At 53.7% G+C, this 26,740-nt stretch carries 20 protein-coding genes, 1 pseudogene and 1 riboswitch; of the genes and pseudogenes, 6 read left to right on the top strand and 15 right to left on the bottom strand.

Annotated features, from left to right (window positions below; genetic code table 11):
- Nucleotides 1–68: 68 nt before the first annotated feature.
- The 5 genes and pseudogenes from G544_RS0102825 to G544_RS0102810 all read right to left on the bottom strand — a co-directional run bounded on the left by G544_RS0102825 (nt 69) and on the right by G544_RS0102810 (nt 12,859).
- Complete coding sequence (locus tag G544_RS0102825) at nt 69–9,692, bottom strand: autotransporter outer membrane beta-barrel domain-containing protein (RefSeq protein WP_161624101.1); 9,624 nt, start codon at nt 9,690–9,692, stop codon at nt 69–71.
- A gap of 99 nt (nt 9,693–9,791) precedes the next feature.
- Nucleotides 9,792–9,905: pseudogene (locus G544_RS22660) on the bottom strand (ESPR-type extended signal peptide-containing protein); the annotation flags it as partial.
- 314 nt (nt 9,906–10,219) lie between these two features.
- Nucleotides 10,220–11,002, bottom strand: a complete 783-nt coding sequence (locus G544_RS0102820; protein WP_027273178.1) for a TIGR03915 family putative DNA repair protein — start codon at nt 11,000–11,002, stop codon at nt 10,220–10,222.
- Between the two features lie 10 nt (nt 11,003–11,012).
- Nucleotides 11,013–12,272 (bottom strand): putative DNA modification/repair radical SAM protein, encoded by a 1,260-nt coding sequence (locus tag G544_RS0102815; protein WP_027273177.1) that lies wholly within the window; start codon nt 12,270–12,272, stop codon nt 11,013–11,015.
- Between the two features lie 158 nt (nt 12,273–12,430).
- Nucleotides 12,431–12,859: a universal stress protein gene (locus G544_RS0102810; protein WP_027273176.1), complete on the bottom strand. Its 429-nt coding sequence runs from the start codon at nt 12,857–12,859 to the stop codon at nt 12,431–12,433.
- Nucleotides 12,860–13,137: 278 nt separating this feature from the next.
- On the opposite strand from G544_RS0102810, the gene G544_RS0102805 reads away from it, so the two are divergent.
- Complete coding sequence (locus G544_RS0102805) at nt 13,138–14,145, top strand: purine-nucleoside phosphorylase (RefSeq protein ID WP_027273175.1); 1,008 nt, start codon at nt 13,138–13,140, stop codon at nt 14,143–14,145.
- Nucleotides 14,146–14,195: 50 nt separating this feature from the next.
- Here G544_RS0102805 and G544_RS0102800 read toward each other — a convergent pair whose 3' ends face one another.
- The 6 genes from G544_RS0102800 to G544_RS0102775 all read right to left on the bottom strand — a co-directional run bounded on the left by G544_RS0102800 (nt 14,196) and on the right by G544_RS0102775 (nt 18,547).
- Complete coding sequence (locus G544_RS0102800) at nt 14,196–14,543, bottom strand: hypothetical protein (RefSeq protein WP_027273174.1); 348 nt, start codon at nt 14,541–14,543, stop codon at nt 14,196–14,198.
- A 72-nt stretch (nt 14,544–14,615) separates the two neighbouring features.
- Nucleotides 14,616–15,050 carry a GNAT family N-acetyltransferase gene (locus tag G544_RS0102795; protein WP_027273173.1) on the bottom strand — a complete coding sequence of 145 codons (435 nt, stop codon included), beginning with the start codon at nt 15,048–15,050 and terminating at the stop codon, nt 14,616–14,618.
- 116 nt (nt 15,051–15,166) lie between these two features.
- Nucleotides 15,167–16,216: an aldo/keto reductase gene (locus G544_RS0102790; protein ID WP_027273172.1), complete on the bottom strand. Its 1,050-nt coding sequence runs from the start codon at nt 16,214–16,216 to the stop codon at nt 15,167–15,169.
- A 19-nt stretch (nt 16,217–16,235) separates the two neighbouring features.
- Nucleotides 16,236–16,589: a TIGR04076 family protein gene (locus G544_RS0102785; protein WP_027273171.1), complete on the bottom strand. Its 354-nt coding sequence runs from the start codon at nt 16,587–16,589 to the stop codon at nt 16,236–16,238.
- Complete coding sequence (locus G544_RS0102780) at nt 16,576–18,015, bottom strand: Na+/H+ antiporter NhaC family protein (protein WP_027273170.1); 1,440 nt, start codon at nt 18,013–18,015, stop codon at nt 16,576–16,578. The genes G544_RS0102785 and G544_RS0102780 overlap by 14 nt, the downstream gene beginning before the upstream one ends.
- Nucleotides 18,016–18,124: 109 nt before the next feature.
- The gene (locus G544_RS0102775) at nt 18,125–18,547 is read right to left on the bottom strand and encodes a pyridoxamine 5'-phosphate oxidase family protein (RefSeq protein ID WP_027273169.1); all 423 of its coding nucleotides are present in this window, start codon (nt 18,545–18,547) and stop codon (nt 18,125–18,127) included.
- 92 nt (nt 18,548–18,639) lie between these two features.
- Between G544_RS0102775 and G544_RS0102770 the strand changes: the two genes are divergently transcribed.
- The 4 genes from G544_RS0102770 to ilvN all read left to right on the top strand — a co-directional run bounded on the left by G544_RS0102770 (nt 18,640) and on the right by ilvN (nt 21,902).
- Nucleotides 18,640–19,578 carry a helix-turn-helix transcriptional regulator gene (locus tag G544_RS0102770; RefSeq protein WP_027273168.1) on the top strand — a complete coding sequence of 313 codons (939 nt, stop codon included), beginning with the start codon at nt 18,640–18,642 and terminating at the stop codon, nt 19,576–19,578.
- A gap of 135 nt (nt 19,579–19,713) precedes the next feature.
- A complete protein-coding gene (gene ivbL, locus G544_RS21545; RefSeq protein WP_071783243.1) occupies nt 19,714–19,809 on the top strand; it encodes an ilvB operon leader peptide IvbL in 96 nt (31 codons plus the stop codon).
- Nucleotides 19,810–19,920: 111 nt separating this feature from the next.
- Nucleotides 19,921–21,615, top strand: coding sequence for an acetolactate synthase large subunit (ilvB, locus tag G544_RS0102765; RefSeq protein ID WP_027273167.1), 1,695 nt, complete (start codon nt 19,921–19,923; stop codon nt 21,613–21,615).
- Between the two features lie 2 nt (nt 21,616–21,617).
- Entirely contained in the window at nt 21,618–21,902 is a 285-nt protein-coding gene (gene ilvN, locus G544_RS0102760; RefSeq protein WP_027273166.1) for an acetolactate synthase small subunit, read from the top strand.
- Nucleotides 21,903–22,451: 549 nt separating this feature from the next.
- On the opposite strand, the gene G544_RS19815 is transcribed toward ilvN, so the two are convergent.
- Nucleotides 22,452–23,075 (bottom strand): helix-turn-helix domain-containing protein, encoded by a 624-nt coding sequence (locus G544_RS19815; RefSeq protein ID WP_036023080.1) that lies wholly within the window; start codon nt 23,073–23,075, stop codon nt 22,452–22,454.
- Nucleotides 23,076–23,559: 484 nt separating this feature from the next.
- Nucleotides 23,560–23,733: riboswitch (yybP-ykoY riboswitch) on the top strand.
- Nucleotides 23,734–23,752: 19 nt separating this feature from the next.
- Here G544_RS19815 and mntP point away from each other — a divergent pair.
- Complete coding sequence (gene mntP, locus G544_RS0102750; protein ID WP_027273165.1) at nt 23,753–24,328, top strand: manganese efflux pump MntP; 576 nt, start codon at nt 23,753–23,755, stop codon at nt 24,326–24,328.
- Between the two features lie 13 nt (nt 24,329–24,341).
- On the opposite strand, the gene modD is transcribed toward mntP, so the two are convergent.
- The 3 genes from modD to G544_RS0102735 are packed head-to-tail and all read right to left on the bottom strand — an operon-like array spanning nt 24,342 to nt 26,722.
- Entirely contained in the window at nt 24,342–25,190 is an 849-nt protein-coding gene (gene modD / locus G544_RS0102745; protein ID WP_027273164.1) for a ModD protein, read from the bottom strand.
- Between the two features lie 9 nt (nt 25,191–25,199).
- Nucleotides 25,200–26,030, bottom strand: a complete 831-nt coding sequence (locus G544_RS0102740) for a class I SAM-dependent methyltransferase (protein WP_027273163.1) — start codon at nt 26,028–26,030, stop codon at nt 25,200–25,202.
- A gap of 2 nt (nt 26,031–26,032) precedes the next feature.
- Nucleotides 26,033–26,722 carry a TetR/AcrR family transcriptional regulator gene (locus tag G544_RS0102735; protein ID WP_027273162.1) on the bottom strand — a complete coding sequence of 230 codons (690 nt, stop codon included), beginning with the start codon at nt 26,720–26,722 and terminating at the stop codon, nt 26,033–26,035.
- Nucleotides 26,723–26,740: the final 18 nt, after the last annotated feature.

The raw sequence follows: 26,740 nt of genomic DNA, 5'->3' as shown, positions 1-26,740 counted from the left end.
CGATAAAATCGGGCCGGTAGTTTGTACCACCGGCCCGTATTCGCGTAGTCTAACGTAAACGCCGTCGCTTAGAAACTGTACTTGATCCCCAGCGTAACCGACGTATCGCTATAGCCTTTGTCGCCGAGCTGTTGGCTGACGTTGCTCCACAGGTTCAGGCCGCCGTTGAGCTTGCCTTCCGCGCCCAGCTTCAGCTCGCCGACGTTTCGACTTCCGGCCTGCTTTATTTTCACGCCGTCCATCACCGCGCCCGCCTGTTCGCTGTTATACAGCCAGTTAGCTTCGGCATAAGCGGTAAACAGTTTATCAGCTCCCTTATCCGCATCGTTGACGCCGTCGCGAGAAAGCTTCATTCCCAGCCGGGTCTGAACGTTATTTTTACCTGAACCAGTAACATAGGCTTTACCGTTAGATTCCCAATGATCGTCAGGCCTAATGCCGTTCCAGGTGACCTGCCCCTGCGGCGTCAGGAAGACTTCTCCGTTAGCGCTCTGGTAAACCGACATGCGATAGCCCGCTTCCAAAGAGGCGGAATAGCCTTTCATGTTATACGACTCTTTTGCCATGCCTTCGCCGTTAACCTCGGCGTCCAGCCAGCTGTACTGCGCCCAGCTGTCGACGTAGAGGCCGTTCAACGTGGTGGCATCCTGATACCACGAGCCATACAGCCCTGCACTGTAGCCGTCAATCGAACTCTTGGCGTGATAATGCGTTTGAGTTGAGCGAACCTTGCTGTTTGCCTTACCGTAGGCCAGCATAACGCCCAGCCCTATGCGATCCGCATCGCCAAAATCCGTACCCCAAATCTCACCGCCGCCCTGAACCACATAGCTGTTGGTCGCCGTATGCAGCTGGCCTGACGTGTCACGGTGCTTGGTTCGGGAGCCGACTTGGCGCAGCCACATGCTGGAGTTTTCCGCTCGGCCCTCACGATCTTCCAGCCGCAGGCTAAACAGTTTACCCGCAGCCGCCATGTTGGCCATATAGCCAGCCCCCTCCGGGCGATATACGCTGGGATCCGGCGTCGGTGAGTAGATCTCTGAACGAAGATACCAGTCGCCGTCGTCCGGTGTCGCTGCGCCGCCCTGATACAGAAAGTATTCATAGGCTCCGGCCACGGCGCGTCCGCTTAGCTTGAATACGCCGTCAGAGTTACCGCCGACCTCGATAAGCCTAATGCCGTTTTCCGTCTTTTCCCCTGCCCCGTTAGCGTTAAGAACGACCACGTCGGTGAGACCGCGGGTATCGCCCGCGATCGTCAACCGGTCGGTGGAAGAGCCGTCCCCGGCGAGTTGGGTATAAAACACCACTTTACCACCGCTGCCGACGTAATCGCCGTCAATGGTGAATCCACCGTACTCGCTGCCGCTTTGCGCACGTCCAACCGAGATGCTGCCTTTGTTCTCTACCTCGCCGGTCACCGTGCCGTAGCCGCCGACAATGCCCTGCGTATCGATAAAGACGTCGCTGACCAGATTCGCCGTCGAACCTGGCTCGCTGCCGATCAGCAGCAGGCCGTTTTCAACTCTGGTCTGGCCGACTGTGACGTTGCTACCGTCAATCTGCACCGTGCCAAAACCGCGTTTGACCAACGTACCGGTTCCCTGAATGTCGTTCTCAAGCTCCCAGTGTCCACCGGCGTTCAAAATCAGCGTACCGTCGTTATTTACGGAGGCTGAACCCAGCTGCCTTTTCTCCGACGCCGCTAGCGTTGAACCGACATCGGTCGTGAACAGGCCGTTGAAACCGGCGTTATCCGCCGTCAGGGTTACGTTAGCTGCATTGTTTAGCGCAACGTGCCCACTGCCTCTCAGCGCATTGTTTAGCGATCCGCCTGCGCCGTCCAGGTCCAGCAGCCCTTCAAGATTTATAGCGCTCAGCCCCAGGCCCTGAGCCTGAATCAGCCGAGCGGTTGCGCCCGCGTCAACGTTCACCTGCGCGTTAAGACCGGCATTATTTTGCGTTACGTTCAGTACCCCGCCGGTCAAATTCAGAGTTCCCTGACCGACCATCTGCCCGTTTGTCATTCCTCCCTGATTAACCGTCAGCTCGCCGCCGTTGAGGTTCAACAGGCTGCCGCTTTGGCTATTGAGCGAGCCTACCGTCTGGGCATTGCCGTTAAGGTCGACGCCGACATTGGCCTGCATCAGCAACTCGGACGTTTGGCCGAAGGCGTTGTCGGTAATCAGAACCACGCTGCCCAGATTGACGAGGGTCGTCCCCCTGTAGTCGCTGGCAGCGTTGCCGATGCGTACGGTTCCCGCTGCGTTAACGGTAAATCCGCCGTCTCCCGTTAGCCTGGCGCCCAGGGCGTTATCCACGGCGTTGGTATTATCCAAAATGATGGACTGGTTAGCGAAAGCGTCCAGCTGTGTTAGGCCATAGCCCAAATACAGACCATCGTCTCTCACTGCGCCGAAGTAACCATAGTGCGCGTTACCTGCAGTTACGCCGCTTTGAATAAGGCCGACGATGGTGTCCAAACCAACGGGCGAGCCGTCCGCTTTAACCAGTGAGATCTGGCTGCCGCTGCCGTTTACCAACGCAGCGGCGACGATTTGGTCATAGACGCCGTCGTCCTGATCGAACAGCGACGCGCCGGTCACCGGTAACGGGTTCGGCAGGTTTGCCGGTGTGGTAATGGCCAAGGAGCCGCCGCCGGAAGCATCCAATCGGTCTACCGTCAGGAAGCCGTCGGGACGATGGTCCGCCGCGCGGAAGTCAACTTCCAAACGACCGCCGTTGAGCGTTAGGCCTGCCATTAAATGGTTACCCTGTAACTTCATGCTGCCCAGCTTACCGGCCCCGCCGTTCAGAGCTAGCGTTGCATTACTCATCACGCTGTCGGCCTGAGTATCCAGAATGAAGTGCCCGTCGTTCATGGTCAACGTACCGCTAAAGTCACCGCCACCGGCGCTGGCGTCAAAGGTAAACGCCTTATCGCTGTCGCCCAGATTGATGCGCAATTCGCCGCTGCCCTGAAGCTGGCGAGTAAAATGCAGGTTGTCCGCCGTCGCGCCGGTTTTTAATACCGACAGCGCGCTGCCGGACAATAAATTAACTACCCCGGTCGCGCTGGCTAAATTCTCCAACGCCTCGACCTGCAAGACGCCGCCGGTCACGTTGACCGCTGCCGCGTTGGCGCTGTTATCACCGTTCCAGATGAGAATTCCATCGCCCGCTTTGGTGATGGCGAGCGCCGCATTGCCTCCGTCATTCCAGCCGTTCAGCGTTGCGGTTACGCCGCTATCAACAATTACGCTACCGCTTTTCGCTAGCGTAACGTCGCGCCCTGAAGTCGTATTTGCGGTGATTTGTAAATGGCCGCCGTCGAGCACCACGCGGTTGGTTGAGGACCCATCCCCCAGGTTCGCACTTTGGGAAATGGCCACGTTGCCCTGTTGAATCAGCGTATCGCCGCTATAGGTATTACTGCCGGAGAGCGTCAGCGTACCGGCGCCGTTTTTTACCAGCGAACCAACGCCGTTAACCAACGTAGGCAGCGTCATATCGGCTGCGTTATTCACGATAAAGCGCCCTGCATTCTGAATAGCGCTGGCGGCTCCTACGTTTTTACCTTCGTTTACCGTTAGCGAGGAAAGGCCATCAATTCGCATTTCGCCGCTAAAGCCCGCGTTGTTGCCGATAAGCGTCACGCCGCTGCCGTTTTGACTTTCCAACGTTCCGCTGCCGGAAAGCGCGTTAGTGAACGCGCCGCTGGCGTTATTCAGCGTCACTGCGCCGTTAGCCACAACGCCGCCGGTTCCCAGCGCTGCGACGTCTTTCAACAGCGCGATAGCGCCTGCGTCAACGGTCGTCGTGGCGCTCAAGCCCGCATTGGCATTGTTTACGGTCAGCGTTCCGCCGCTGACGGTTATCTGCCCGCTGCCGCTCAGAGCGCCGGAAGAAGAACCGCCGTTAAGCATCGTCAACCAACCGCCGCCTAAATCCAGCGTGGAGCCCACGCTGCCGTTCAGTTCACCGACGGTTTGGCTATAGCCGCTGGCGTTAACGGTTGTTGCATTAGCCAGGCTTAGCTTTGAGGTCTCACCCAGCGCTCCGTTGCTGCCTAAAATCAGCGTACCGGTCTGCAGATCGGTTTCCCCGCTATAGTTATTGTGTTCATTGGCGATCGTCAGCGCGTTCGCGCCGTTTCCTGCCTTAATGCCCAAATCGCCCGTGCCGGTAACCTTGGCGGACAGCGTTTTTTCTGCGCTGTGGGAAGCGTCGATCGTCAGCCGAGTCAAACCCGACGTCAGCAGGTTTACCTGCGTCAGGCCGTAGCCGACGTATAGCCCCTTACCGCCTGAACCGTCCGTTACCAAGCGGTAGTCGTAGGTGGCGTCAGCCGCGTGCGTACCGTTCTGACCAATGGCCACAACGCTGCCGTTGCTGATGGCGGCGCCGTTTTCATCAATCAGGCGAATCGCGCCCGCATTGCCGTTCACGGTAGCAGAGGAAACCAGCTGCACCAGCGCCTCGTTTTGCTGATCCAATAGCCCCAGCGTAGCATTAACCGTCGGCGCCGTACCGTTGTCAAAGCCGGACCTGTTGACCTTCACACTGCCGCTGCCGCTTACGTCCAGAGCATCGGTTGCGCGGATAAACGCCCTGGAAACGCTGGCGTTAGGAATCGTTATGCCGAAATCCAGCATGCCGCCGCCAAACGCTAACCCGCCGACATTCTGCGTTCCGATGCCAACAATTGTGACATTGTCATTCATAACGGCTAGCGTTGCGTTGGTCAGCGCCAGCGTATTCGTACCGGACAGCGCAAAGCTGTCGCTGTTCATCTGTACCGTGCCGGTAAACTGATTGCCGACCGTTGAGGCAAAGTTGAACGACGTGCCGGAAACGACGTCGAGCAGCCCACTGCCCGTAAGCTGATGATCCAGCGTATAGGCGGCCAGGGAGTTTAGCTTCAAGGTTGATGAGCTATCGACATTGATTACGCCAAGCGTCGAAGGTCCGTCACCCATTTGTAGCGCTAGAGCGGTCGTAAAAAGAGCGCCATTAATCAGGTTCAGCCGGTCAAAGTGCTGAATACTGGAGACGTTGGTCAGCGCGTAGCTGGCGTTATCAAACGTCAGGCTGTCGGTTGCCCCGCCCGTTCCGGCGTTCAGCGTTTGAAAGGTCGCGCCGTCTTTTACCGTGACGTAGTTTTCTCCACCGCTGACCGCCGTAAAGTTATCGAGGTGTGAAGCGTCTGACAGCGTTAGCGCATTGGCCCCCGAACCGACCGACAGCGTGCCGGCCAGCGTAGCGCTGCCGCTCAGATAAATTTCGTTATTGCCGCTGCCTGTGCTCGCGTTGCCGGTCAAAACGGCGCTGTCGCTCAGCGTGAGCCGGTTATTTCCGCCGGCCAGCAAGACGCTGCCGGTGACATCGGCGCCGTCCTGCAGCGAAACTCGATTGCCGTTGCCCGTACCGCTGATATTGCCGGTCAGCGAGTTTGATGCGCCGGAAAGCGTAATCTGGTTGCCGTCGTCGCTGCCAAGCGCAATATCGCCGTCAATGGCGCTGCCGTTTTTCAACTGTACGACGTTAACCCCAGCGCCAAAGTTCAACTGGCCGAGAATATTGCCGGTATTGGTGAACGACTTGTTTAGCGCGTCGTTCATTACTACGACGTTGCTGGTACGAGAACCTGCGTGGATCTTTCCGCTGTTAATAATCGCGGTCGCGTTGCCCGCTTTGATTACGTCGTCGGACGCGGAAACGAGGTCGCCGCGTTGTATAAGCGTCGCGGCCCCCGTAACGTCCAGTGCAGCACTGCCGGAAGCGCTGAGAATGTTGACATTAACCGCAGAGTCTACGGTTTTATCTGCGCCGGTCATGTTGGCGACGATGCCTCGCCCGCCGTTTCCATTAACGTTAATCGTCAGGCCCTGTGAGCCTGACAGGTCCAGATCGTTAGCGGTCGCTGTGCCGTTAGTGTTTTGGTACAGAATGCCAACCCCGTCGCGAACGGCGATCGTACCGCTGTTGCTGGCGTCAAGCGTTGCGCCCGTGTAGATCCCTACGCCGTCGTTAACTCGGATAGTGGTGTTGTCTAACCGAATGCCGCTGATACCGGCCTTGTTGTGAATGCCGACGCCGGTGCTGCTGACGTCGCTCATGTCGATGGTGGTATCGGAAACGTTTAGCGCAATAGCGCCTTCGGACAGCAAAATGCCGTCAGCCGTGCCTTTTGCCGTAATCGTTCCGCTGCCGGATACGGCGGCCAGATCCAGACTGGCGTCCTGCCCCAGTTCAATAACTGCTCTGCCGCCGGTCGCCTCAATGCTGCCGTTATTGTTGATAACGGAACCGGAACCGCGAATATGGATTGCCGTACCGTTCGCCTTGATGCTGCCGGAGTTGTATACCTTACCGTTGAAGATATCAATAGCTACGTTCTGGCTGCCGGCGGACAGGTCAATATTGCCGGTATTTCTCAGCTCGCCGCCGTTTCGGGCGATAAACGCCGTAGAGCCGGAGCTGCCGACGGAGGACGTGACGGTCGCGCCGTTAGTAATCACGGAACCATCGTCTTCGGCAATACCCACGGTAGCCGAAACGCCGCTAACGGTAAACGCTGCGCCGCTGGCGATGATTGCGCTGCCGCCCAGCTGCGCAAGCACGCCGGTTGCGTTTTCGCCAGTGACTTCAATTTGGCTGCCTGAATTCACTGTAGCGGTAGAGTCAGTACCACTGACCCGCAGACCGCTGGCGTCCTTACCCGAAACGAGAACGTTCAGAGCGCCGCTTAGGTTTGCCGCTCCGTCAACGAAAAACAGCGTCGATCGTTCGCCGGACACGCTATACGGCGTCGCGCTGGCGACTACGTTGACCGTTGAAGACGCGCCCGCGTCGGATTTTCCGCTTAGCCAGAAGGCAATTTGGTCGGTCGCAGAAGCAGAGAATTCAATAACGACGCTGCTATCCAGATTAACGACGCTGCCGCCAGACGCCTTAACCCCAACGGCGTTATTGCCGTTCATTTTTATTGTTGGCGTGCTGCCGCCGCTGCTTACCATGTCTACGACCACTTTCGAGCCCGTAGCCGAAATGCCGACGGCGCCATCGCCATTTAGCGTCAGGTTGCCCGTATTGGTTAAAGACGTCGTATTGGTATTCGCCGAGGCAAACAGGCCGACGCCGTTTTCACCTAACGTTATATTGCCGTCGTTGACACCGGTCGCCCCTTCTTCAACCATGATGCCGGTCGCGCCAACGCCGGTGAACGTGATGTCGCCGGTATTCTTCAGCGTTGCCAGATTTCGGACAATATAGCCAATCGCGCCGTTTAACGTCGAGGTCAGCGTTGCGCCGGCCGTCAGTTCGGTAGCGCGCATTTCCGTCTCGGTAAGAATCTGTTCTTCACCGCTCAAGCTATGCTTTTTTCCATCCGCGATCCCCGCCGTGGCGCCCACACCGTCAAGGTTGATTATCGCCGTGTTATCGATGGTTCCCTTGGCTCCGCCTTCGACCAAAAAGCCGGTGGCGTCTTTACCGCTGACGTTAACCGTCATGCCGCCAGAGCTTACCGTTGTGCCGGTACCGGTTGCTACGATCACCGTCGAGCCTTCACCCGACGCGCTCATGATGGACGCTGCGCTGGCGGAGCCGGTAAACGATGCTCCGCCGTCAAGGCGCATCAGCGTTGAACGAGCGGTCGTGACGTCCTGCGTGCCAGAGCCGGTATTGTTGATGGCTGAACCCGCGCCATAAATGTAATAGCCTATCTGATTTTCACCGTCGGCGAAGGTAACCTGGCCATTGCCGGAAAGCTTAATCGTGCCCCGATTAGTGGCGTACACGCCGATAGAGTCGTCGCCGGTCAGGTTGACGTTGCCGGAGATCTCAATGAGTGAACCGGAGCCCTCAACCCAGGCACCGTAGTTGTTTAGTCCTGACGAGGTTCGGTTTCCCTTGACGTTAATCGTGCCGGAAGAAATGATTTTTCCACGCGTCACGGCCTTCAGAGCAACGTTGCCGTAGCCGTCGACGTTAATGGTGCCTTGGTTTTCAAAGTCTATCGGATTGGCGCTGGAGCTGTTGGAACGATACATGGCGGCGTTAAAAACTGCATTGGACGCCAGATCGCCGTTTTCATCGCGGTTACCGTCGAGATTAATCACGCCGTAGTTAGTGAAATAGTTTATTCCGGTGCTGATGGCGTAAATCAGGTTTGAGCCGCTAACGCGGCTTCCGGCGTTAATTTTGCCGTGGTTTTCGCTTTGAGTGGTCGGCGTATTTTGCGTGTCCAGCTTCAACAGGAAGCTGTTTGTGCCAACGCCTGTTGAGCTACCGTCTTCGGGGTCGATGCCCAACTGCAAAATGCCATTAGCCGTATTGATAAAACGGCTGTCGCTGCCGGTCAGGCCGATGCTTCTAATGGTTTGATAGCCACCGTTAGACCACTGCTTTTCCGTCGAGCCGAGAGAGATCAGGCCGTCATTGGTTAAGACGCCTTTGTTGTATACATAGAAAACCACTGACGCGTCAGACGTTGAGGCGTTTGAGCCATAGTGAACGATGCGGCCCTGGTTCACGACTTCGCCGCCGTCGCGCGCAACGATGGTCTGAGTGCGATTTTTGCCTGAATCGTCGGTCAATGAACCTGAGCCGATTTCAATCAGCCCGACGCTTTCGTTGGTAAATCTGGAGCCCTCTCCCTGTGAGGAAACCAGGCCGTATCCTCCGTGAGCCCGCAGCGTTCCGTAGTTGTGGCCCTGGCCGCCTTCCGTCACCAGAACGACGCCATAGGGTACGCTGGCGTTATCCGCATAGTCGGCGTTGCCAACGGCGGACGTCGGCCCCGTTTTCTGAGTAATGGTCACCCCCGCGGCGACCTCTACCGTTGCGTTAGCGCCCTTCGCCATCAGCAGCGCATCGCCGTTTTTTGCCGCATAGAGTTCGGCAGGCCCCGTTCCCGCAGGTATTAAGTAATCATAATCAAACGCCTGCTGCGTATACGCGGCCGACTTATAGGTTTCGTACTTGGTCGCCGAGTTAATGCTGCCGTCCCTGACCTTGTCGTTCAACCAGGCCAGATAGTCTTTATAGTCATCCAGACCGTTAACGGTCCACGGCGTGCCGTCGAAGGCGGTAAACGCCCCTTTGAATGTGTAGGACAGAACCTGCTGTGAGCCGCTCGTATTGGTTAAGGAAAAATCGTCCTTTAAAATGATGGGCTCATAGACCACGTCACTTTCCCATACGATTTTGGCCTTCGTGCTCCCAGTACCATCGGCCAGAGCGAAGGCGGTATTTCGGGACAATCCGGTAGTGATAGCGTCAAGCCCGCTGAGGCGTACGCGCGCCTCCCCGTCAGTGACTTTGACAAATCCCGCATCATAGTAAAAATCGACGTTTGTTACGCTGGGATCGAGAATCGTCACGATCGTTTGAGATGCGGAACTCGACGTAATCAGCTTGGTGGGATCGTACAGGTTTACCGTTTCGGTAATGCCGGAGTCGTTGACGACGGTTGCGCTGCCCTCATAGTTATTTGAAAAGACTATCTGGCCTAGCGTTGACGGATCGACGGCGGCCGCCAACCCGCTCACCCAACCGTTATTCCATGCGTCAGTGAGCGTTATGGCTTTGCGGACTGGATAAGTAATATTGGTTTTCATCGACGTCGGGCCGTAAACCGTATAGGCATTACCGTCGTTAATTAACAGCGTTCCGACGCCGTTATTCATACCTTGGTGGGTCCACGTGGAGTCTAAGTAACAAACGTAGCCTGCGTCGCAGAGGGGGGAAGCAAAGGAAATATTAGGAACCGAGCCGAACGCCGCCAGCGCCAGCGTGCTCAAACACAGCTTTTTTATTCGAGAACTCTTATTTCTGCATTTGGCTAATTCAGATGTCACAATCCATTGGCGCTTATCCTTATCAAATATGGTTCTAAACATCCTATTATTCATAAGCCAATTCCTTTGCTTCATTTTATTCACAGGTCGCAAAATACATTAACAACGCGTTTAAATCAACAAAGTAAATTCTAACAAATGGAATATATAGCCTTGTTATTATTTTTATTACTCTTAATTCAAAAAATAAAATAAAATATAACCTACTAATAAATAATAAATTACTATTTATGTGGATAGGGTTTTATCAACTTTGTTATATTAACGTCGATTAATAAAAATCGTTTTAATTGCTCAAAAAACACGCTGGTGAATATTGGTATAATATAGTAAGGCTATCCTAAATTCAGGCGTAATCAGGTAATGATGCGATCGTACATTTCCGGCAGCAAATGCCAAAACCGCCTGGGCATACAGCGCGCCTGCTGCTTTGGATTAGCTCTTTCTTGTATTGATATGGACTGAAAATAGGTTACCCAGAGATTTTGGAATATGCGTTCATTTTCATGAAGAAAATCGGGGTTAATCTTTCCACCTGACGTTATGACGTTTCCATCGTCCGGAATGACGACCTCTTTGAGGACACTTAAATCATAATAAAAGCCATATTTCCTTTTGATGTCGTATATGGCCCACGGCCTGTCGGTGAAACGATCGGTGAAATGAGAAATGGACATCGGCAGGACGTTATAGTCTGGTGAAACCAAGGCGAAGAAAATGCCCTCTTTCGTTTGCTGAAACCGAACGAACTGGATTAAGTGCATCCGATCGTTACCCACCCTTTTGGCTATTTTCAACATCTCGCTAACCACGCTATTGGTGAAGTCGGTTTCAATGGGCGTTGGTGAATCAATCACCTTACGAATATAGTTAAAGATCAGCATGTCAGCGCCCTGCTGTTCCGATTGCCAGACGTACATAATATGGTTAAGCGCTCTGCCGGAAAGGCGCTTCCCTAAGGCGGTCCACACTCTGTCCGCTTTGGCTGCATCGGTTACGCTCGTGTGCTGTCTGGTCATAAACAGCGGCTCAACGTCGCCTTCGGTTAGCAGCAGTTCAGGGAAGATCTTTAGCCTATAGGCGTCGAAAACGGTGGAGAGCAGCCCGTCAAAGGTTTTGTCATAGTAAAAAATAGACACGGCCTGCCCCTTAAAATCCTAACGACAGCTGCTGTGACGGCGGCCGAACGCTTGCGGGTTCGGTCAACGCTCGCCTGACGTATTCGGGCGTCGCTTCCTGTATGGTAAAGTGCGGCAGCTCGTTATTCGCGATGAAATACTGCGCCCGCTTTAGCACTACGCCGATCTTTTTTAATCCGCTAAGCGTCAGCCGCCCGTGCCGCCTGGCGGCGACGATCATTTTCGCCGACTTAACGCCGACGCCGGGTATGCGTAGAATCATGGCGTAGTCCGCCGTGTTGACGTCCACAGGAAACTGCTCTGGGTGCCTGAGCGCCCAAGCCAGCTTAGGATCCATATCCAGTTCGAGATAAGGCTGTCCGGAATCGACGATTTCCGTCGCGCTGAATTGATAAAAACGCATCAGCCAGTCGGCCTGATAAAGGCGATTTTCCCGCTTGAGGGTGTTTTCACGCACCGTGGTCGTTGGCAATCTGGCGTCGTACGTATTCACAGGAATATAGCCAGAGTAATACACCCGCTTCATTCCGCTGCGTTGATAAAGGGAGGAGGAGAGATGAAGAATATCCCGATCGTTGTCGCCCGCAGCGCCGACGATCATCTGCGTGCTTTGCCCGGCCGGGGCGAAGCGCGGTGCGGAACGAAACTTCTTTCTGTCCTCCAGGCTTTGCTGCATGCCCTGTTGAATAAAGTGCATCGGTTTATAGACGCTCTGATGATCTTTCTCCGGCGCCAGGCGCTTGAGGTCCTGCTCCAGCGGGATTTCCAGATTTACGCTCAGGCGGTCGACTACCAGCCCGGCCTGATAAACTAACGCGCGGCTGGCGCCGGGGATGGTCTTCATATGGATATAGCCTTGGAAGCCGTGAACGGTACGCAGGCTTCTCGCTACTCTTATCATTCTTTCCATCGTGTGATCGGGACTTTTCAGCACGCCCGAGCTTAAAAACAGGCCATCGATATAATTTCGACGATAGAACTCCAGCGTGATTTCAACCAGCTCTTCGGGTGTGAAAGCAGCCCGTTCAACGTCATTGCTGCGTCGATTAACGCAGTAGGCGCAATCATAAAGGCAAACGTTGGTCATGAGCACCTTAAGCAGCGATACGCAGCGCCCGTCTTCGGTAAAGCTGTGGCACACGCCCCAGGCGCTGGCGTTCCCTAGCCCGGAACCGTTATTCTTGCGCGCAACGCCGCTTGAGGAGCACGACACGTCATATTTTGCCGACTCGGCCAGGACCTTAAGCTTATGCAACAGTTTGTCTTTCATTTTCTCCCCCTCACTGGCCGGGGCGTTTGTAGAAATACGAAGGCGGCCCTGACCGAAATGACAGACACAAAGATACTGTATAAAAATACAGTATTCAATATTGAGAAAGAGAAAATAAAGCATGCCGGACGAAATGTTCCGCCCGGCACCTGAGTTGATTACCTGACGACGAGCACCGACGTCGTTGCATACCGTACGATGCCGGAGGCGTTGGAGCCTAAAAGATGGGTTTTTATATTGGGCCTGCGCGAGCCGATAACGATAAGGTCGGCCTGTACGGTTTGCGTCGATTCAACAATTTCATCCCTGGTTGAACCGAAGGCCAGTGAATAAGAAACGCGGTCTTTGGGCAGGTCAACGCCATCAGCCAGATGCTTTAAGCGCTCTTCGGCAATCGCCGACGCCTTGTCTTTCAAATCGAGATAGCCTAGCTCATACGCGTTGATGATCGTGGTGGAAATGGGCAAGACGTGCAGCAAATGCAGCTTCGCTCCGGTCATTTTCGCCAAACCAACCGCGTGCTTTAACGCATTGTGGGACAGTGCGTCTTCCATGACGTCTAAAGGGACTAAGATGGACTTGTACATCGTGCGCCTCCTCTATTTATGCCAGTGGTTTTTCTTCTTTTAGTATAATTCTTAAGCAGTTCTTCTGCCGTGAAGCGCGTTCAGATTTTCATTGTCGCAGACATCGCCATTAAGAAAAATGGCGCCTATTCCATCAGGTTTAATTACAAGCGATAAGCACCTGGCATAGTCCTGCCAAACTTTAATGACATAAATTCATTATCGACATCTGGCCTTTTTGTTCCCAAACGGAGAAAATAGCGCAAACGATTACGTACACAAAAACGGGAAACAAAACGATGTTTAAAAAAGGTATTAGTTCGCTGGTTCTCCTTCCTCTTCTGGCGTCAGGCCACGCACTGGCCGACGATGCGCCGATTAAGGTGAAGGTTTTTGTCGGCTCTATGTTTGAAATTGGTAAAAACACCGGAGATAAAGCGGGCGAATTCCAAAACTGGTACGAAAAATATTTCAAAGACAGCCAGCCCATCGCCGTCAAGGGCGCCTCAAACCCCGTCTTCTGTAACGACAGCGGCGTATGCGGTTCCGTGCTGGGCATGGGGAAAGTCGCCTCTTCTTCATCCATGCAGGCGATACTTCTCAACCCGAAGTTTGATATGTCCAAAGCCTACTTCATCATTAACGGCGTCGCCGGTACGCCGCCGTCCCGCGGAACGATTGGCGACGTGAGCTGGGCCACCTGGGCGGTGGACTACGACCTTGGCCACCGCTGGGCACCGGAAGAAGGCCTTCACGACGGCCAAACCTTTATGCCGCGTAAAGGCTATGAAAACATCCGCCGCTATCAGTTCAACCCAACGCTGGTTTCCTGGGCCATGAAGATCACGGGAGACACAAAGCTACAAGACTCCGAAGGCGCGCAGAAATACCGCCAGCGCTATCCGGACGCTAACGCTCGCCGCACGCCAAAGGTGCTGACCGGCACGCATATGACCGGAGACACCTTCTTCCACGGGCCGGGCATGTCAAAAGAGGCGCAGTATATCGCCAAGCTGTACGGCGCGGATGACTATCTGATGACGGAAATGGAAATTGCGGCGATTACTCAGGTTATCGCCAAAACGGAAGGCTCCACGCAGCGGATTTTAAGCCTGCGCGGCGCGGTGAACTTCGATCAGGGCAACCCGAAAGAAACCACGCTGGAACACCTGGACCCGGCTCCGGGCCAGACCGCCGGCGGCTTTAAGGAAACGGTGGAAAACATCGCGACGGTAGGCTCAGAGATGACCGACTATATCGTAAACCACTGGGATAGCTGGCAGGACGGCGTGCCGCCGTTGAAGTAGTGAATATGACAATAGGGCCGCGAAAGCGGCCCTATTTACGAATTAGGTCATTACACACCGAAATGTATCATGTGCTTATTCCCATCAATTGCTTTTTGTATTATCTCAGCTAAAACCATAAGATGTGGATCCTGCTTTAACCGCCGATCGGATAAAACGATCTGCTGGAATTTAGCTAAAGATTCCGGAGGAATGATAGTAATACCCCAACGCGCAAGAGCATGGCTTGGACGGCTCATTGAATGAAAATACGTTTTCATAGATAAGAGTGCTTCCCACCAGTCGTTGATATATACATCATCATCAATATAGACGCAGTGGTATTTTTCAGGTTCATATACGTCGTAGTTTTCACTAGCATCTATTTTATCAATTATTCCAAATTCAGCTTTTATCATTAAGCATCACAGCGTTAGCTTCGCGTTAAACAGCAAGCCAACGCTTGCTGTTTCGTTATTAAGAACCGACTATTATAACCGCTTATACAAACTCACCCTACTTTCATTCTGGTTAACCACAACAAACCCTCTGCTGCCGTACAGCGCCTGCGCCGGACTGTCGATAAAAACGCTCAGCCTCAGGTGCTGGATTTCTCTTTGACGCGCCAGGCGCTCAATGAGCGTCAGCACCTGAGAACCGATGCCCCGACGCTGATAGGCCTTATCCAGCTGCAGATCGTGGATATACAGTTCGCCGGATTCCGGTTCGGCTTCCAGCATCAAAAAACCGACGTGGGTATCGTCGTAGACGACGCGGTAGTTTTCCCGCATCTCCCAGTTGGTGGTAAACAGGTGGGTTTTCCAGCTTATGCCGTATTTGGCATAGTAGTCGGCCGTGTTGTATTGGCTAAGGGATTCGGCAAGCCATACGTCGTCCGGCTCGGTTTTCACGAGTATCACGTTCATGAATGCTCCCGCTTTTACTTTTCTTATTGCGGGGCCAAAGCCTGACGGCCCCGCCGGTCTGAGTAACAGAAGCATAACGCTAAAGCGGCGCCACGAGCACGCCTTTATTGCGTTTTTTACTCGTCGTTCAGGTTCATTTTCATGATATTGCGATGCTTGTTGCCCTCTTCCCGCTCCAGCCCAAACGGCTCTCCGTCGGGAATGCGGTGCTGATTGAGGAAGTCGTCGATACGCTGAACGTCTTCCGGCAGCAGCCGCGAGCTAAAGACCTTCTCGTTGGAGGCAATATGCCGCTCACTGCGGGTGCCGACAATCGCTGCGCCAACCGCGGGCTTATTCAATATGTACATTACCGCCACGTTGGACAGTGAACAGCCTCGAAGCTCGCCAATCTCTTTCATCAGCCGTAGCAGCTGCTGATAGCCGTCCCAACCGACGGAGTCATCAATAATCAGGCGATATTTCACCAGAGAGCGGTTTTCCAACGTCGAAGGCGCAGGCTTACCCAGCCATGACTCAGACAAAAAGCCGCCTGCCAGAGAGCCGTAGCACAGAAGCTTGACGTTGTTGCGCTGGCAGAAGTCGACCATCGCCCGCTCGGGGCGCCTGTCGAGCACGGAGTACTGCGTCTGATTGCTGACCAAGGGGTAACCGGCATCGACCAACTTTTGCAGATGAGCCGTGTCAAAGTTGGTGGTGCCCAGATTTTTAATCAGCCCCTCCTCCTTCAGGCGAACCAGGTGCCCGGCGATGTCCAGAAAGCCGGGCACCTGGTAGTCCCACCAGTGAAACTGCACCAGATCCAGCTGCTCTTTATTAAGGCGCTTTAGGCTGCGGGCGATGATGCGTTCGACGTAGTGATAGTCGACCTCGGACAGCGCGGACAGGTCGGGCACAAACTTGGTGTGAACCTGAACGTCGTCTTTCCCCGTGTCGCGCCTTCTTTCAAGAATAAACTGGCCGATAAGCTCTTCTACGCCGGTATAAATATCGGCGCAGTCAAAGGTGGTGAAGCCGCGTTCCGCCAACTGATGAAAGGCTTTTAGAACCGACGAGAAGTCGTGCTCACCCTGTAGCTTATGTCCTTCGGAGAGCTGCCAGCCGCCGTTGATGATTCGACATGTCTGATAGTCGGGCGTCAAATTAATTCGTATCGCGTTTTCCATTATTGTTTATCCGTTACTCTTATTTTGAAGGCGTATCCGCATTAAGCGGTACGACCGTACACTCACCGTGCCTGAACGTTCTAAGGCCGGTGCGCGTAATCCTAAAACGTGCGCCGCAGTATGGGTCCGGACAGGCTATCAGCGCATCGGTCGTCATCCAGTCGTGCGCATGAGTCATTCTTTGCTTGGCCGGCAGCAGAGGCAGCAGCGCCCCCATGGCGTAGAGGGAAAAGCGGCCCCCTTCTGGAAAAATCAGGTTCTCGCCCACGACGTCAAAGCCTTGCCCCGTGTGATGCGAACAAACGTAGGGCCTGTCGCCGTCAGGGATGACCTCGACGTGCAGATCGTAAAGCTCAAACTCATCGTTCATCATTTTCATTCTCCATCGGCGCTTTCAGCGAGGCGCGGTTATTGCCTTCAAAGCGACGTCCCAAGCCCGTTATCACGCTGCCGCCAAAAACGAGGAACAGCGCCCAGGGATAAAACGCGCTGGTTAAGAGCGTAAACGGCGTGATAACGTCGCCGGAAGACTGACTCTTCACCGCGATCATCACGACGAAGACGAAGGCGCTAAACGGCAGAATGACCGGTATGCTGTTGGCCATGGCGCTCATAATGTGGGAGCGTCGGTACGGGTGCAGGCCAGCGCTTTTGCCAACCTTATCGCCAATCGGACCAAACAGGATGAGCGCCGCGCTGGTGACGCCGGCAAACACCGTCGAACATAAAAATGCCCCGGCGGCGAGGATACCCTCTGCGCGGGCGGCGCTCATAGTTTGATTGCCGCGGGTCAGGCGCTGCGTCATGGCGGCGATGGCGCCGCTTTTCTCCAGAATGCCGATAACGGCAAACAGCGACAGGCACAGCATAATCGTTCCCGCCATGCTGCTTACGCCGTTATAGAGAATGCCGTCCAGCTGGCCGTCTTTCACCGACAGGATTTGACTGACCTCCAGGCGTCCCATCAGCAGGCCGATAACCAGCCCAGAGATGACGCCGACGATCAGCGCTGAAAAAATGTTTCGGGTATAGATGGCCACCGCGACCAGAATAATAACCGGAACCAGCATGCTCAGGCCGCTGGCCGATGCGGTTTCCGTAAGCCGCATATTGGCCTCTTGGCCCTGACCGAACAGCAGATAAAAGGGAATGGTCAAAAGCCCGGCCAAAATCGCATACGGGCTACGGGACACCACCACGCCGCCCACTTCGGCGGTTTCGCCGTCGCGGTAGGTTTGGGTGCTGGCGGAGATAACCGTTACGTCGGACACCGGCGCCAGATTATCGCCGAAAATGGCGCCGCTCAGTATCGCGCCCGCCAGCATGGCCGGATCGCCGCCCAGCTGAACGCCCGCGGCAAAGAAAACCGGCACGGCGGCAAAAATAGTACCGATCGAGGTGCCGGTCGCCGTTGCAATAATGGCGGTGGCAATAAAAGTGAAGGTGCAGAACAGCGCGCCGGAAATCCCCGTTTCAACGCCTAACCAGACGAAGCCCCCGGCAATGCCGCCAGCCTTCATCATGGAAGAAAAAATGCCGGCCATCACCAGAATGCAGACCAGTACGCCGGTTAGCGGCGCGGCGATGCCAGCAATCGCGCCGTTCCAATAGTTGACGCTGTTTTTCGCCAAAAGCGAGCCGGCGATAACGCCGAGAAAACCGCCCATGGCAAGCCCGTTCATGTCGAACGCCTTTTGGAATATAAACAGGTAAACCGCAACGATGAGGAAAACCACGGCGGGAACCAGCACCATCAGCGGGCCGCCGCGGAATTCTATTTTGGATGAGGACGAGGACAAAGGTGGCTCCCTAACCTATACGATAATAAAGATAACGTCGTCTCGTCACATTAACTGAACTAGTACACTATTACAATGGGTTGCCGAGGTGAAATTATTTGTGACAATGTCACAATGATATGTTCCCCATTCTTTCCGCATCCAGCACCACGCTGGCCTGAGAAAAATGGATTTCGTACAGCGCTAAAGCCTCTCCCGCCATAGTAATAATATCAGCGTAGCCCGGTATTTTATCGATAAAGGCATCCTGCAACGCGCTCAGCGGCAGCGCGCTTTTTTTCACCTTCGCCCGCGCAGCGCGCACGTGCTCTGTGTCACCGTAGGGAACCGTTGTAAAGGCAACGCGATCGTTTTTCTCAAATTCCGCCACCTTCACGTTATCGCTAAAGGTCGCAAACCAAAGGACGCCCGGGCTTTCCTGAGAATAATAAAAATTGACGATCCTGACGTTAGGTTCGTCGTTCAGGCAGGTCGCCAACGCAATCTCTTTTTGCGTGTCCATCAGGCGGTGAAAGTCGTCTAAGTAGCTCATTGTTTAACCTCCGTTAAGATAAATACCCTCGCTTTTTCAAAACTATGGCATGCTAACCCTGACATCTGTATGTCAGCATTTAGAGGCGAACGATGAAAATAGACCGAATTGTTGCCATCCTGATGGCCCTATTGGAAAAAGACAAGATAAGCGCCGCCAGATTGGCCGAAATGTTCGAAGTTTCCGTTCGAACGATATATCGCGACGTCGATACCCTGGCGCGGGCAGGGATCCCGATTGTCACAGAGCCAGGACCGAATGGCGGCATCGGGGTTATAGAGCGCTTTAAAGTCGACAAGCGACTGTTTTCAAGCGCAGAAATTTCAACGCTGCTGACGGGGCTAAACGCCCTGTCTCCTGCCCTGTCGACGCCGGAACTTAGCGCCGCGCGGGCGAAGGTGAGAAGCCTGATTCCCCCTCAGCGCGCCGAAGAAGTGGCGTTTAAAAGCGGCCAGGTTGCGATAGACCTCACGTCATGGACCGGCTACCCTTCGCACCACGTAGACCTTAACGCGCTGCGAGACGCGCTGGAAAAGCATTGGGTGCTGGAAATCCACTACGAAGACGGCGACGGAGCGCAAAGCGTACGACGCGTTGAGCCCTATCAGCTGCTGTTAAAAGAGCAGCGCTGGTATTTGCGCGCTTACTGTCTGCAACGCAACGATTTCCGCACCTTCAAGCTGAGCCGAATTGTCCGCATGCATGAGCAGAATACTGTTTTTACGCCCAGGCCGTTTAATCCAACCAGCATGGCGTGCAGCGCATGGATAGATCCGAGGCTGATAGATATTGAGCTCATTGCCGATAAGGTCCTGCGTGAAGCCCTGAACGAATACTGCCCGCCGCAAAATATAACCCCAACTGAAGATGGCCGACTTCACGTCGTTATGCCGTTTGTGCCGGACGAACGGGGTTATCGGCTTTTGTTAAGCTTCGGCACTCGCTGTACCTGCATTGGGCCAGAGAGCGTACGCAGAGAGCTTATGCGCTACGTTCAGGCGCTCTACTCACACTATGAGTTACTCACATAAAGGTGATGAATATCCCATTTTTTACTGGGAGAGCGCATTTTTTGCATAAACCCGTTGAGCCTTTCGTAAGCCTGTGCTTTTATAAAAACGTTCGCGTCATTTACTGACACATTTAACAGATAAGGTAATCCCGTAATGACAACCCCATTCGCTCAATCGCTCCTCCTCACCGCGCAACCTGCCGCGGTGGTCGTCGTGCGTGTGGTGGTGGTCGTCGGCAGTGCGCCGTAACGGGTCCGAATCAACGCAAGATTTCGAAACCCCGCCGGCGCAAACCGGGCGGGGTTTCTGCTTTATAGGCGCCCGCCCGGGAACGTCGGCCCAAACAGAAGGATAAAAACGATGGTCGAATCGGGCAAGCCACATCCAAAAACCTGCTTTACCGGAGCGGAGTTAATCGTTCGCTTATTGGAACGTCAGGGCATCACGACCGTTGCCGGCATTCCCGGCGGCGCGGCGCTTCCGCTGTACGACGCTCTTGGGCAAAGCAAGGTCATCCGACACATACTGGCTCGCCACGAACAGGGCGCCGGGTTTATCGCCCAAGGAATGGCAAGAACTAACGGCAAGGCCGCCGTGTGCCTGGCCTCAAGCGGCCCCGGCGCGACTAACCTCCTCACCGCCATCGCCGACGCCAAGCTGGACTCCGTGCCGCTGGTTTGCATCACGGGCCAGGTATCATCTTCCATGATAGGTACCGACGCTTTTCAGGAAGTGGATACCTACGGCATGTCGATTCCCGTTACCAAGCACAATTATCTGGTGCGCCACGTCAACGAACTGCCCCAGGTTATCTGTGACGCGTTCCGTATTGCTGAATCCGGGCGCCCAGGGCCGGTATGGATAGATATTCCCAAAGACGTGCAGACCGCCACCATCGAGCTTGACGAACTGCCGCCCATCGCTAAACCCGACGCACCGCCGCCGTTTGACGTTCACGCCGTGATGGACGCCGCCACCGCAATCAACCAGGCTAAGCGCCCGGTGCTTTATTTAGGCGGCGGGATAGTCTGCGCCGAGGCGCAGCGCGCCGCGCTGGAGCTTGCCGAGCGAGCCGGTTTGCCGACCACCATGACTCTGATGGCCCTGGGCACCATGCCCGCGGAACATCCGCTTTATCTCGGCATGCTGGGAATGCATGCGGCTCGCAGCACTAACCTTATCCTGCAACAGGCCGATCTGCTTATCGTCATGGGCGCGCGCTTCGACGACCGCGCTATCGGTAAAGCGGAACAGTTTTGCCCCGACGCTCAAATTATCCACGTAGACATCGATCGGGCGGAAATCGGTAAAATCCGTCGGCCGCAAATCGCCATTGCGGCCGACGTCGGACAGGTGCTTAAAAACCTACTGCCTCTGATTGAAGCCAATCCACGAGCGGCGTGGCGAGCAAACGTCGACCAGATTAAATCGGACTATCCGTCCGTTATGAACGACATTGACAACCCGCTGAGCCACTATGGGCTTATCAAAGCCGTGGCCGACTCCGTGGACGAAAGCGCTATTGTCACCACCGACGTGGGCCAGCATCAGATGTGGGTAGCGCAGGCTTATCCGCTGCGCCGTCCACGCCAGTGGCTGACCTCCGGCGGCCTGGGTACGATGGGGTTTGGCCTGCCCGCCGCTATCGGCGCAGCCCTGGCGGAACCCTCTCGTAAGGTGCTTTGCTTCTCCGGCGACGGCAGCCTGATGATGAACATTCAGGAGCTGGCGACCGCAGTTGAGCATCGTCTGGACGTTAAAATCATTCTGATGAATAACCAGGCGCTGGGGCTGGTTCACCAGCAGCAGACGCTGTTTTATCAGGAGCGCATTTTTGCCGCCGCCTACCCTTACCTAACCGACTTTGTGAAGATCGCCGCCGGCTTTGGCTTGGATACCTGCGACCTGAATAGCGAAGCCGACCCTCAGACCGCGCTGGCCGAGGCTATCCGCCGACCGGGCCCCTGTCTGATTCATGCGCTTATCGATATCAACGAGAAAGTGTATCCGATGGTGCCGCCCGGCGCGGCGAATATTGAAATGATTGGAGCCTGAACATGTCGCAAATAAATCAAGCCATTGCTTTGGAACTCATCGTGCGCAACCATCCTGGCGTCATGTCGCACATTTGCGGCCTGTTTGCCCGCCGGGCGTTCAACGTTGAGGGTATCCTCTGTATGCCAATCAAAGACAGCACCCAAAGCCGCATTTGGCTTTTGGTACAAAAGGATTTACGCCTCTCCCAGATGGTCAGCCAGGTGGAAAAACTTGAAGACGTGCAGGCGGTCAACTACAGCGAAAACCTGCAAATTTTTGAGGAAATGAGCCGCTTTATGCAATAAAAACGACGATGCGCTTTCCGGTCGGTCCAAAGGCCGGAAAGCGGCGTCCACGCCCCGTTAATCGGATTCCTTCATTCGATGTCTTAAAAATCACGCTGACTATAAACAACCTCTATCTGAGCATTCATATTTTAATATGGGTATTAGTGCTGCCACGCCTGCCCCATGCTATACAACCTAAATTTTCCGCTTACCTGATGGCTTGAAGAGCTTTGCTTTTTATCTGCAAAGCTCTGTCAGCCAAGCGTCATGCTCAAATAAGTTCAACCACAAAGTCGTCTTCACGCCTTAATTAGCAACACGCTAAACTATTTAATGCTGAAATTAGCACCATTAAAAACAATGAACACCCTTTTAAAATATATTAAAAAAACAAAACGCCAAGGATTTCAGAAAAAATCTTGGCGTTTTAATGTCAATTTGATTATAAGAAACGATGCTTTTATTATCTGAGGTTATCAGACCGACTTGCAGGATGATGTGTTGTTTCTTTCGAAATTTTATTTAATCGTGAAAGGATTTTTCTTACAAAACATCAGATAGGAATGTTTAATACTTCTCAGGCAACTTTTTGCATATCTGAATCAGCTTCCCTCTTTTCATTTCTATATAGCCACCCATTTTGAGATCGGACAAAATGCGCATCATCCCACTGCGCGCCATATCACTGTACTTGAGGATATAGCTTCCTACGCTAATTTTTTCACGCTCCGCCAAGGGCAGTTTAGCCAGCTCTTCCAGCAGGTTGCAAATAACGCTATAGGCAGAATTTTTGATGATCAACTCTCTTCGATAGAGGAGTATATCAAAGACATATGCTTGATAGTTAAGAACATCATTCCACAGTCCCTTTTGAGTTATGGCTTCCATCGCCACGCTACGTTCAGTAACAACCATAACGCTATCGCTGCTGGGTTTTAAATGGTAGAAATCGATAAGAAAACAGGACTGCAATAGCCCCATAATACAAGGCGCGCTTAGCTCGCCAATGAAAACATTTTTTCTGTAAATTTCCACCTTTCCTTCCTGCACGGCGAAAACGAACTCTTTTCTCTTATTCTCAATTTCCTGACAAAATACAACCTGCTGGTTGTGGGAATAGATTTCACCTATATTTGAAATACACTCAACAAGTCTTAAAGTGCTTTCCTGCGGTTTTTGAGGTAAATTCATAGATACCATTCATTTTATGATTAACGTCAAAGAGTTAAATTCATATCCCTGCTGACTTTTTATTGTCTCGATAAAAGCAATTAATGAAATATGCTTTTGTTATCACGATAATAACAAGAAACATTATTTGTTCATAAGTCCACTATTGGACCATAAGGATATTCGAGTGTAACTCTCTTTCATTTTAAGATAAAGTGACGACATTTTTACCACTTGTTCATTTCGTGAGTAACCTCATTGATGTAATTCCTTAATAACATATGTAAAACTTTATGTTTTAAGTGAAGTGATATCTCCCTCTATGCGGTAAAAGATTATTTCTTTTATCATTTCACCCTTATATTTAACTATTACTAATATTATTTTACTCATCAAAAGTTAGAATGTTTTAAATATAGCCATTGATGAAAATAATTCTCATTTACTGATAAAAATAATTGATAGGCGCTTCTTAATTTCAGACTTTCGTTTCAAATGTTAGAATGCGTCCGTTATTGGGGAGTAGCCGGCTTTTGTCTTTGACATTAGCGCCTGCATCAACATACTCGCCGGGCTTTACGTCTGGCGTGGTGTAGGCAGCCCTATCGGGTAGGCGAGACCATTAGCATTCCGAACGTGCGGTAAGGTTGGGCCACGTTTGGTTTTGCTATTGGCTTTCCCGACCAGAGAAAATAATAATGAATCTTTCCGCAACGCTTATTCTTGCTTTTGGCATGTCAATGGACGCTTTCGCCGCTTCTGTCGGTAAGGGCGCAATTTTACACAAACCCCGCTTTCGCGAAGCCTTCCGCACAGGCCTTATTTTTGGCACGATTGAAGCCATCACGCCGCTTATCGGCTGGGGCCTCGGCCTGTTTGCCGGCCAATATATTACCGAGTGGGACCACTGGGTCGCGTTTGGCCTGCTGCTTATTCTCGGCGCCCGGATGATAGTTGAAGGCCTTAAGGCGCCGGAGGTTGAGGCGCCCAAGCTGCACAGGCACTCATTCTGGATTTTAGCCGCTACGGCGGTCGCCACCAGCCTCGACGCCATGGCGGTCGGCGTTGGTCTCGCCCTGCTTCAGGTAAATATTTTCCATACCGCAATGGCTATCGGGCTTGCGACCATGATTATGGCGACGCTGGGTATGATGCTGGGCCGGTTTATCGGCCCGCTGTTAGGCAAGCGCGCAGAAGTATTAGGCGGTCTGGTGCTTATCGGCATTGGCGTCAACATTCTGTTTGAGCACGTGGGCCCAACGCTGAGGCTGTGACCCACTGAGATTCCTACCGCTGAGGATCTAAAACGACCTTAACGTCCGCGGGCGTCGCGTAATATGGAGACGACGTGACGATAAGGTCGACGCCGGTTGCCGCGTAGTCGGCAACGTTCTCCTGATGAACTCCTCCGGCTACCGACAGCCGACAGCGTGACGAAGTCGTTATGACGAGATCCTGAAGGCGGCGGATCTGCGGCAGGGTAAACTTATCCAGTTGAATAATATCAGGCTGCCCAGCTAAAGCGGCCATTGCCTCCTCCTCGCTGTCGGCCTCTACGATGATTTTCTTTTCCGGCGCCTGCGCTCTTAGCCTTGAGATCATGCCAGCCCAGTCGTTCGGATTGGAAAAAAAGCGACGATGGTTTGCAAACAGCAGTACCGTTTCCGCCGTTCCGCCCCGGTGAATGATGCCGCCGCCGTCGAGTACGGCGGGAATAGCCAGCGCTTTGGTTGCCGGGATGCTTTTTCGCGTGCAGGCGATGCGCACTGAAGGATTTACGCTTTGCGCTCGCTGCGTCATTTCGGCCATGTACTGGGCGACGCCACAGCTCCACTCCAGCACGTTTTGCGCAACCTTCCATCCTTGGTGCAGAGCATCAGCCCGGCCCTCTGCCGTCAATAGCACCTCTCCTGATTGGGCGTTCTGCCCGTCGGAAGCGAGGATATCAACCGTCAAACCAAGCTTTAACAGTATGCGAGAGGCGACGAAAACGCCGCTCACTCTGCCGGCCTGGCGGCGAATAAACTGCATTTCTCCATTCACTGAGCCAATTCCCAGCGCTCTGGTCGTCAAATCGCCCTGCTGAACGTCATCGAGCAGCAGTCTGTCTATAAAGTCATCTGAAATATAAAACACGGTAAATCCTTATTTGCCGCCTTGCGTTTGCCAGGAGATAAACGCCCAACGCCTGAGAGAACTCAGTGGCGCCACGTCGTCCTCTTCACAGCGGCGGTAGTAGCTTTTAAGGCGTCGCTTTTCCGTCAGGCTAAGCTCCCCCAAAGACCAGCCCACGGCCCGTTCAAACACCTCATAGCTTTCAGGCTGCGGCTGTGGATAGTGGGCGTCAATGTAGTCGAGACGTGGATGAATGCCCATTTGATAAAGAATATTTAGCGGATAAATATAGTTAGGCAGCCCATCGCTTTGGCGCTCCAGGGCACTAAGAATGCGTTCGTCGATAAAGTGGGATTGGACGGCGTGCGTGGTATAAACGCGCATTCTTGCCTTTTCATTAAGCTTACGCAGCGCGCTTGCCATGTCGGCAACCAGCGTAGAGCGGGAAGCGACGACGATATCGCAAACGGGGACGTCGTCCCACGCGGCGTCCCATTCACGCTGAATAAACGCCGCATTGACGATCCCCGCCTCATTAGCCCGTCGACGTGCTGCGTCAAGCATACCGGGGCTGTAGTCCAGCCCATAAACCTGCCTCAAGCGCGGCGCGCAGGGAAGGCAAATCGTGCCGGGGCCGCAGCCAACGTCAAGCAGCGTCTCTGCGCCGCTCAGGTCCATTCGCGACAGAAACGCTTTTAAATACTCGTCTTCAGGATTGGCGCAAACTCGCGCCATCTTTTCCGCTTTTTCGTCCCAGCTGCTAGCGGGCTTTGTCACTCTTCCCGCTCGCCGCATGTGGTTAAGATAAAGCTGTGAAAAATCGACATCCTGATAAACAGCGTCGCTCTTTTTCTCAGCCATCGTCAAGACGTGTGGGAAAGCGCTTCCTTCCCCTCACTTTCCTTCGCATCGGCCCGGGCCTGATTCAGTATGGCCTTCGCCATCCACTGCGTCATCGACATCACTTCGTCGTTTTCCAACTGCCAGATGTCTTTTAACACCATGAAAACTTCCGAGCCGTACACCATAGACAGCGCGCAGTTGACCTTTTTAACCATCGCTTCCGGCAGTTCGTGGTTAAGCGGCTCCGTAACCAGAGACAAAATCGCCTTACGGTGGCCCCGCACCAGTCGGTCCTGCGTATCTGCGGAGGTTTCATCATCCAGAGACGTCAACTTAAACTCCGCCGCCCGCCGCTGGGCCCACTGCTGTAAAGAGAGCAGAAGCGCAGCGCGCAGCGCCCCTTCATGCTTCAACATTTGGGGGTAGGCAAAGCGCAGCAGCGCCTCTACGCGGGACTCCGCGTCGCTCTGTTCCGGCTGCCAGTTGATGATGGGTTTTAGCGTTTCTTCTACTACGGCAGCGATGAGATCGCTCTGGGTGGGAAAATAGCGGTAGGCCGTCGCTCGGGATACCTGCGCCTCGACCGCGAGTTCGCTAACGGTTGGAAAAGCGCCTTCTTCAAACATCTTCATCGCGTACTTAATTAGGAGACTATACTTTCGCCTTTTTAAGTGGCTCAGCGTGGTCGCAGGTTGTGTTGTTTGTTCCATTTACAGCCCCCTTATTGA

The organism is Leminorella grimontii ATCC 33999 = DSM 5078, from assembly GCF_000439085.1.
In the GTDB taxonomy this organism is placed as follows: Bacteria; Pseudomonadota; Gammaproteobacteria; order Enterobacterales; family Enterobacteriaceae; genus Leminorella; species Leminorella grimontii.
This window is presented reverse-complemented; position numbering and strand designations above follow the sequence as displayed.

Coding starts and splice junctions, on each gene's coding strand:
- G544_RS0102825 (WP_161624101.1), bottom strand. CDS start 9,692: ATGAATAACGGCGTCGGAACGCTGTTAATTAACGACGGTAATGCCTAT.
- G544_RS0102815 (WP_027273177.1), bottom strand. CDS start 12,272: ATGAAAGACAAACTGTTGCATAAGCTTAAGGTCCTGGCCGAGTCGGCA.
- G544_RS0102810 (WP_027273176.1), bottom strand. CDS start 12,859: ATGTACAAGTCCATCTTAGTCCCTTTAGACGTCATGGAAGACGCACTG.
- G544_RS0102805 (WP_027273175.1), top strand. CDS start 13,138: ATGTTTAAAAAAGGTATTAGTTCGCTGGTTCTCCTTCCTCTTCTGGCG.
- G544_RS0102800 (WP_027273174.1), bottom strand. CDS start 14,543: ATGATAAAAGCTGAATTTGGAATAATTGATAAAATAGATGCTAGTGAA.
- G544_RS0102795 (WP_027273173.1), bottom strand. CDS start 15,050: ATGAACGTGATACTCGTGAAAACCGAGCCGGACGACGTATGGCTTGCC.
- G544_RS0102790 (WP_027273172.1), bottom strand. CDS start 16,216: ATGGAAAACGCGATACGAATTAATTTGACGCCCGACTATCAGACATGT.
- G544_RS0102785 (WP_027273171.1), bottom strand. CDS start 16,589: ATGATGAACGATGAGTTTGAGCTTTACGATCTGCACGTCGAGGTCATC.
- G544_RS0102775 (WP_027273169.1), bottom strand. CDS start 18,547: ATGAGCTACTTAGACGACTTTCACCGCCTGATGGACACGCAAAAAGAG.
- G544_RS0102770 (WP_027273168.1), top strand. CDS start 18,640: ATGAAAATAGACCGAATTGTTGCCATCCTGATGGCCCTATTGGAAAAA.
- ivbL (WP_071783243.1), top strand. CDS start 19,714: ATGACAACCCCATTCGCTCAATCGCTCCTCCTCACCGCGCAACCTGCC.
- ilvB (WP_027273167.1), top strand. CDS start 19,921: ATGGTCGAATCGGGCAAGCCACATCCAAAAACCTGCTTTACCGGAGCG.
- ilvN (WP_027273166.1), top strand. CDS start 21,618: ATGTCGCAAATAAATCAAGCCATTGCTTTGGAACTCATCGTGCGCAAC.
- G544_RS19815 (WP_036023080.1), bottom strand. CDS start 23,075: ATGAATTTACCTCAAAAACCGCAGGAAAGCACTTTAAGACTTGTTGAG.
- mntP (WP_027273165.1), top strand. CDS start 23,753: ATGAATCTTTCCGCAACGCTTATTCTTGCTTTTGGCATGTCAATGGAC.
- G544_RS0102740 (WP_027273163.1), bottom strand. CDS start 26,030: ATGGCTGAGAAAAAGAGCGACGCTGTTTATCAGGATGTCGATTTTTCA.
- G544_RS0102735 (WP_027273162.1), bottom strand. CDS start 26,722: ATGGAACAAACAACACAACCTGCGACCACGCTGAGCCACTTAAAAAGG.